At 58.1% G+C, this 7,034-nt stretch carries 4 protein-coding genes; 2 read left to right on the forward strand and 2 right to left on the reverse strand.

Annotated features, from left to right (window positions below; translation table 11 throughout):
• Positions 1-102 precede the first annotated feature (102 nt).
• Positions 103-2,019, reverse strand: a complete 1,917-nt coding sequence (gene ftsH / locus NW826_RS04290) for an ATP-dependent zinc metalloprotease FtsH (protein ID WP_414349016.1) — start codon at positions 2,017-2,019, stop codon at positions 103-105.
• A gap of 263 nt (positions 2,020-2,282) precedes the next feature.
• Between ftsH and NW826_RS04295 the strand changes: the two genes are divergently transcribed.
• The gene (locus NW826_RS04295; protein ID WP_414334952.1) at positions 2,283-2,756 is read left to right on the forward strand and encodes a phycobilisome protein; all 474 of its coding nucleotides are present in this window, start codon (positions 2,283-2,285) and stop codon (positions 2,754-2,756) included.
• Here the strand turns inward: NW826_RS04295 and NW826_RS04300 are convergent.
• Complete coding sequence (locus NW826_RS04300) at positions 2,753-3,013, reverse strand: ferredoxin-thioredoxin reductase variable chain (protein WP_414334953.1); 261 nt, start codon at positions 3,011-3,013, stop codon at positions 2,753-2,755. The genes NW826_RS04295 and NW826_RS04300 overlap by 4 nt on opposite strands.
• Positions 3,014-3,828: 815 nt before the next feature.
• Between NW826_RS04300 and NW826_RS04305 the strand changes: the two genes are divergently transcribed.
• Positions 3,829-6,909 carry a PAS domain S-box protein gene (locus tag NW826_RS04305; protein ID WP_414509527.1) on the forward strand — a complete coding sequence of 1,027 codons (3,081 nt, stop codon included), beginning with the start codon at positions 3,829-3,831 and terminating at the stop codon, positions 6,907-6,909.
• Positions 6,910-7,034: the final 125 nt, after the last annotated feature.

The raw sequence follows: 7,034 nt of genomic DNA on the forward strand, positions 1-7,034 counted from the left end.
CCAGAGGGAGAGGGGAGATGGCTATCATCAGGCAAAAATCGAGATCCCTGCCCTCCTCAAGGGAAAAGGCAGGGATCCCAGGTCTAGGCACAGGAGAGGGGCCTAGGCGTTGGCGTTGAGGGTTACCGGGAAGGTCAGCGGCTCTGGCTCGTTTTCAGGCGGCAGCATCACCACCTCAGAGCTGTCGATGATCGCCTGCAGCTCTTCCCCATCGATGGTCTCGGCTTCCACCAAGCGGCGGGCGATGCGCTCCAAGAGGGCACGGTTTTCCCGAATCAGGTAGGTGGCCCGCTGGTAGGCCTCATTCACCAGCCGCCGCACCTCCTCGTCGATGAGGGCTGCCGTCTCCTCAGAGAAGTCCCGTTCTGCGGCGATCTCCCGGCCCAGGAAGATGTTGGCATATTGGCGACCCAGGGCCACATTCCCCAAGCGATCGCTCATGCCAAAGCGGGTGACCATGTTGCGGGCAATGCGGGCCACCTGTTGCAGGTCGCTGGCCGCCCCTGTGGTGATCTCCGACTCCCCGTAGATCACCTCTTCGGCCACCCGTCCGCCCAGGGCAACGGTCATCATGTTTTTCAGGTGGGCACGGGTGGTTAGCCCCATGTCATCATCGCTGGGCAGGAACCAGGTGAGGCCACCCGCCTGGCCGCGGGGGATGATCGTCACTTTTTGGATCGGGTCGTAGTTGGGCAAAAGGGATCCCACCAAGGCGTGGCCCGCCTCGTGGTAGGCCACCAGCTCCTTGCGCCGCTCGCTCATGAGGCGATCCTTCTTCTCCGGGCCGGCCAACACCCGATCCACGGCGTCGTTGATCTCGTCCATCGAGATCTCGGTGAGGTTGCGGCGGGCCGCCAAAATGGCCGCTTCGTTGAGCAGGTTGGCCAAATCCGCACCGGTAAACCCAGGGGTGCGGCGGGCCAATTTCTCTAGATCCACATCGGCGGCCAGGGTTTTGCCGCGGGCATGCACCTTGAGGATCTCCAGACGGCCCTGAAAATCAGGGCGATCCACCGTCACTTGGCGGTCAAAGCGACCGGGCCGCAGCAGCGCCGCATCCAACACATCGGGACGGTTGGTGGCGGCAATAACGATGATGCCGGAGTTGCCCTCAAAGCCGTCCATTTCGGTCAGCAACTGGTTCAGGGTTTGCTCCCGCTCGTCGTTGCCACCCCCCAGGCCAGCTCCCCGCTGCCGACCCACGGCATCGATTTCATCGATGAAGACAATGCAGGGGGCATTTTGCTTGGCCTGCTCGAACAGATCCCGCACACGGGAGGCACCGACCCCGACAAACATCTCCACAAACTCAGAGCCAGAAATGGAGAAGAAGGGCACACCCGCCTCACCGGCCACAGCGCGGGCCAACAGGGTTTTACCCGTGCCGGGCGGGCCCACCAGCAACACCCCACGCGGGATCTTGGCTCCCAAAGCCGTAAAGCGCTCTGAATTTTTCAGGAAATCCACCACCTCCGCCAGCTCCAGCTTGGCCTGCTCGATACCGGCCACATCGTTGAAAGTAATTTGAGTTTTCGGCTCCATTTGCACCCGCGCCCTCGATTTGCCGAAGTTGAGGGCCTGGCTGCCAGGGCCATTTTGAGCGCGCCGCAGCAGGAAAAAAAGCCCCAGCAACAGCAAAACAGGCAGGAAGAAGGTGCTGAGAATGCGCCCGAGGAGCCCTTCCTCCTGAACCGGGCGCACCGCCAGCTCCACCCCGTTGGCAACCAGGGTGTTTTCAAACTCTGGAGTAAGGGGGGGCAGATTTACCTGCACTTGGGTGGCGCGGTTGTTGATTTCTGCCTCGGCAATGGCCACTTGGCGACCATCCGGGGCCGTCTCCACCAAAACCTTGCTGACCTCGCCCCGTTCCACGCGGCTGATCAAGTCGGAGTAGCTGATCTCCAGGCGCTCAGCCGGGCGGGTGCCGAAGAAGGTGGTGGCCAAGGAGATCAAGACGATGGCCAGCAGCGCATACAACCCCGCGCTTCTCCATTTTTTGTTTTTACCTTTCTGACTCACGGAAGTGTTTCCTCCCAAAGGGTGTTTTTGAATCGAACTCGCAGATGGCCACTCGTAGGTAACAATCTGGGGTCGAGTAGGTTCTTGCAACAACAGACTGTTAATTAATATTAACCTGACTGAGAGGGTTGCCGAGGATCCCGGCAATCCTGCTCTTCTGGCGAGGAGTTTAGGGATAGGATCAAAAGACCCAGGCTGTGCCGTCAGCCAAGGGGGGTGTTTTTTTCTCATTCTCACCCATTCCAGCTTGCCCAAGGAGCCCCATGCTGACTCAACTGCGCCAACTGAGCATCGCTGCCGATGGGCGCTATCTCAGGGATGAGGAGCTGCAATTCATGGAAACCTACCTGGCTTCCTTTGACCTACGCCTGAGCGCCTATCGCAAGATTCAAGCGGCAGAAGCCCAGATCATCCGGGATGTGGAGATGAAAATGCGCGCGCTGGATCCCTACTTGCTCATGCGGGGGGTGGAAGACTTTAGTAACAAGTGGAAAGCTGACACCGTTCGGGTGCTGCGCCTTTCCGCCTTGGCCATGCTCTTGGACGATGAGCAACGCTACAAAGAGCGGTTTCTCTACTGGTTTCAGACCTTGATGCGGGCCTTCCGCACCCAACGCAGTTGCGAGGCAACCTACCGCTTCCTGCAAGAGGTGATGGCCAATTACCTCACCCCCGCGGAAGCCGACTTGATCAGGCCGATTCTGGAAACCAACCGCACGCTGCTGAGCCTCAACTAGGCAGCCGTCCCGGCAGACTCTGCTGAGTTGGCCGGCTCAACCAACTCTAGCTCATCGGCCTGCAGATGAGCCCGGAACTTGTTGCCAAACTGCACCTGAAAGGGAAAATTGGCGCTGATCGGACGGCCATTCCAATCCTGAATCACGGCCTTCAGCTCCCCTTCCATGCCTTTGAGGTCAAAAGGTTGATTGCGATATTCCGGGTGGTGATAGACGATCACGCTGGTACGCACCCGCACTCGATCTCCCACTTTCATGTCTTTTCCTCCCCAAAAAGTGGCCCACCAGAGAAACTGACTGAGAACACTCTAGCTCAATCTCTAAGCAAGTCTTCAAGATATGAAGAAGTATGTGGAAACTACCACAGGAGTTTTTGTTTTCTTTGAGTGGAGCGAGCATCTTTCCGCAAGCTCCAGCCACGAGCCTAGCCGAAGGAAGCCCCACTTTAAGCGAAGGGATCCCTCCTTGTACTCCAGCCGATCCAAGAGCACGGTCATTGCCTGAACCGCTTCCCAACTCCCCTCTCAGAGGTCGGAGGGCTGGAAGGGATCGCCTCAGCGGCACGGATCGATCTCAGGCAATCTGGAGACCTCTCAAAACTTATCAAATCTGTCTTCAATCAAACCAATTAAAGCTTGAGCCGATGACGCAAAGATACTTGAAAAAACAGAGTAACAAGATGGTGATTGTCCCTTTTTAGACAAAGGCAAAATCTCGATAAGGTGTAAGAGTCACAACCTAGGGTTGAAAATTTAATAGCAAGCTAAGAGCTTAACTTGTTCCTGAAGTCTCAGTCCATAAACCAACATAAATTAGTTGGATGGTAAGTTTAAATAGTGAATAGATGTAAAGATTTATGTCAAGACCCAAAACTTCTTTACTCGACGTGGTACTCTTAATTGTGAGATTAAAGTTAGGTTAAAACCATCAGCTACCTAGAGTCAAAACTACCTCTAAGTATTTTGTCTGGTTCTGGCTAAAGGCTCCTGGCCGCGATACTATTTACAACTTTTTGACTGTAACTTTTTACAACTTTTTTGACTGTAACTTTAAGGTTCAGTTGTCCTCTGACATGGCGCAAGATTTGCCCTCTCCATCGGGATCCCTGGAACAGTTGTTTGGCCGGATGCCGCCCTTGGTCGGGCTTAACAGCTCCCTTGCCGAGCTTCTCTCCCTGCTGGCGCAAAAGAATGGCTCCTGGCCCTACGCCTTGGTGGTGGACGCAGGCCGAGTGGTGGGCATTTTGACGGCTGTGGACGTGTTGCGGTGGGTGGCCAGCGACCGCTCTTGGCAGGGATCCACCCTGGCTGAGGTGATGACCACCCCGGTCGTGACCTTGGCCGTCGGCAACTACCGCGATCCCCTGGCATTGTTGGAGCTGATGCGGGCCCACGGGATCCGCCACTTGCCGGTGGTGGACGAAGCGGGATCCCTGTTGGGGGTGGTGAACCAAGATGAGCTGTGCTGGCGGCTAACCTTAGGCCCGCCGCCTTCAGTAGCAGTCTGGAGGGAGCCGTCAACGGAGAAACTGGATCTACCAGATCTACAAACCACCCTGAATTTGCGCGTTGCCATCGAACGCGCCATTCCTCTGGGCATTGCCGCCGTCGATCCACAAGGCAGACAGATCTACGTCAACGAGACCTTTGCCACGATGGTGGGCTGGCCCAAGGAGGAGCTCATCGGGAAGGATCCCCCTTTTGTCTATTGGCCCCCGGAAGAGATGGGCAAGATTACCGCCGCCTTTGCCCAGGGGCGGCCACCGCAGGGATGGGAGCTGACCTTCAGGCGCCGCAGCGGGGAACGGGTTCCAGTGCGGATTTTGGAGGCTCCCTGGCTAGATGCCCAGGGAAAGGTAATCGGCATGATCGTCAGCGTACAGGATTTGACCCCGCAAAAAGAGTTGCAAAACCAACAGCAACAACTTCAGCACTCTCTGGAATATCAGCAAGATCTGTTTCAAAGTCTCTTCGAGCAAGCCCCGGTGGGCATGGCGGTCACGGATGCGGCGGGGCACTTGCTAAAGGTGAACCAGAGCTTTTGCCAGCTCACCGGCTACACCGAGGCCGAGCTCTTGAGCATGAATTACGCCGACATAACGCATCCTGAGGATCTGCGGCAGGAGGCAATCTATGTCGAAGAAATACGAGCGGGCCGCCGCCGCGGCTACCGGATGGAAAAACGCTACATCCACAAAAGTGGCGAGATCCGGTGGGTGGATCTCTCGTCTTTTGCGGCGGAGACTCCCGAGAAACAGATTTACGGTGTCGCCTCAATTGTCGATATCAGCGAGCGCAAGCAGGCCCAGGAGCAGGTTCAATTGCAGCTCCACCAAGCCCGGCTGCTCAGCCACATCGTCCAAAGGATCCGGCAATCGTTGCAGGTGGAGTCCATCCTCAGTTTTGCTGTAGAGGAAGTTCGCCGTTTGTTGGATGTGGAGCGGGTGGTGATCTACCGCTTTTTCCCCGATTGGGTGGGCGAGATCGCCATGCAATCGGTTAGCCGGCCAGAGTTGAGCCTGCTGGGCCTGGTTATCGAAGATCATTGTTTCGTAACCCAGTGGCACCAAGCCTATCAGCAGGGCCGCATTTCCGCCATTGAAGATATCGACACTGCCCCCATCCAGCCCTGCCACCGGGAGCTGCTGGCCAGCTTGGGGGTGCGGGCCAACTTGGTGGTGCCCATCTTGCAGTCGGCTGGCCCTGACGGCACAGACGGCGGGCTGGCCCGCCTCTGGGGGCTGTTGATTGCCCACCAGTGCAGCGCCCCCAAAAAATGGGATCCCTGGATGCCGGATTTTTTGCGACAAATTGCCGATCAACTGGGGCTGGCGCTGCAACAGGCGGAGCTGTTTGAGCAACTGCAAGCTGCCAATGCCGAGCTGCGCTACCAGGTGGAGGTGCGCAATGCCGAGCTGGCCCAGCGGGTAAGGTACGAGCAAATGCTGCGGCTCATTGGCGACAAGGTGGGCTCCAGCCTGGACGAACAGGAGATCTTGGCCACCGTGGTGCGGGAGCTGACCCAGGCTTTCCAACTGGGCGCCTGCGGTGTGGCCCTCATCCATCCGGAAACCCAGACCTACACGCTGGTCTACGAAGCGGCGGGATCCCTGCCCCCTATAGGCCAGGTTACCCTGCCCTTGGATCCCGTTCTTTTGCGCCAGCTGCGCCAAGGCCAGACCCTCTACTTCAGCACGGATCACCCGCTGCGGGGGCGCTGCACCTTCCTCGCCTGCCCCCTGTTTGTGGAACAGGAAGAAGGGCAGCTTTCCTTGGGCACGGGCTCGTTGCTGGGCTTTCTCAAGTTGATCCGCTTGCCCCAGGAAGGGTTTATTGAAGCCGAGATCCACTTTGCCGAGCAGGTGGCCACCCAGTGCAGCATCGCCATTCGCCAGGCCCGCCTCTACCAAGAAATCCAGGCCCAGCTCCGGCAACTGCAGCGGCTCAACGAGCTCAAAGAAGAGTTTCTCAGCATGGTCTCCCACGAGCTGCGCACGCCTCTGACCAACATGAAAATGGCTTTGAAAATGTTGGAGGTGCGCGGTCTTTCCGAGGCGCAGATCCCTTATTTCCACATCCTCAAACAGGAGTGGCAAAAAGAGCTGGACTTGGTCAACGACCTGCTGGATCTGCAGCGGCTAGAGGCCGGCAGCCGCAGTCTGGAGATTGCCCGCTTCGAGGTGCGAGAGTGGCTGGAAAAGCTGGTGCCACCCTTTGCTCTGCGCTTTCAGGAGCGCTGGCTCACTTTTGTCTCCCGCATTCCCTCTGAACCCATCCTGTTCAGCACCGATGTGGGGCTGCTCACCCGCATCCTCAGCGAGTTGCTGGCCAATGCTGCCAAATACACCCCTGCTGGCCAGCAGGTTTACCTGGAAGTGGCGGGCGATTCTTCGGGTCTCCATTTGCAGGTAATCAACACCGGCGTCGAGATCCCAGCGGAGCACCTGCCCCGCATTTTCGAGAAGTTCCACCGCATCCCGCAACTGGACTACGCCCACCAGGGGGGCACCGGCTTGGGCCTGCCGCTGGTGAAAAAGGCGGTGGAGCTGCTGCAAGGGATCCTGCGGGTGGAAAGCGGCGAGAACCGCACCCTGTTTGCAGTCAGCCTGCCGGATTTGGGCAGTTCTGCTCTCACCCCCAGCCCCTCTCCCTGAGGGACTCCCTCACCCCCAGCCCTTCTCCCTGAGGGACTCCCTCACCCCCAGCCCCTCTCCCTGAGGAACACCCTCACCCCCAGCCCCTCTCCCTGAGGAACACCCTCACCCCCAGCCCCTCTCCC

Source organism: Synechococcus sp. OH20, from assembly GCF_047502685.1.
Taxonomy (GTDB): Bacteria; Cyanobacteriota; Cyanobacteriia; order Thermostichales; family Thermostichaceae; genus Thermostichus.

What these genes read in the sequence shown, in the direction of transcription:
- NW826_RS04295 (WP_414334952.1), top strand. Translation starts at nt 2,283, where the DNA reads ATGCTGACTCAACTGCGCCAACTGAGCATCGCTGCCGATGGGCGCTAT.
- NW826_RS04300 (WP_414334953.1), bottom strand. Translation starts at nt 3,013, where the DNA reads ATGAAAGTGGGAGATCGAGTGCGGGTGCGTACCAGCGTGATCGTCTAT.
- NW826_RS04305 (WP_414509527.1), top strand. Translation starts at nt 3,829, where the DNA reads ATGGCGCAAGATTTGCCCTCTCCATCGGGATCCCTGGAACAGTTGTTT.